Source organism: Brevibacterium sp. SIMBA_078 (assembly GCF_046534565.1).
In the GTDB taxonomy this organism is placed as follows: Bacteria; Actinomycetota; Actinomycetes; order Actinomycetales; family Brevibacteriaceae; genus Brevibacterium.
The window spans coordinates 1-451 of record NZ_JAWRYQ010000027.1; the positions used below are offsets into that span (position 1 = coordinate 1).

Sequence of the window (451 nt, forward strand, 5' to 3'; positions counted from 1 at the left end):
GTTCACGTAGTGGGCCATCGCCCTGATAGACGGTTTTTCGCCCTTTGACGTTGGAGTCCACGTTCTTTAATAGTGGACTCTTGTTCCAAACTGGAACAACACTCAACCCTATCTCGGTCTATTCTTTTGATTTATAAGGGATTTTGCCGATTTCGGCCTATTGGTTAAAAAATGAGCTGATTTAACAAAAATTTAACGCGAATTTTAACAAAATATTAACGCTTACAATTTAGGTGGCACTTTTCGGGGAAATGTGCGCGGAACCCCTATTTGTTTATTTTTCTAAATACATTCAAATATGTATCCGCTCATGAATTAATTCTTAGAAAAACTCATCGAGCATCAAATGAAACTGCAATTTATTCATATCAGGATTATCAATACCATATTTTTGAAAAAGCCGTTTCTGTAATGAAGGAGAAAACTCACCGAGGCAGTTCCATAGGATGGC

Annotated in this window: 1 pseudogene; it reads right to left on the minus strand. The window is 37.5% G+C overall.

What is annotated here, in order from left to right:
* Positions 1-322 precede the first annotated feature (322 nt).
* Positions 323-451, minus strand: a pseudogene (locus tag SB749_RS18705) (APH(3') family aminoglycoside O-phosphotransferase); the annotation flags it as partial.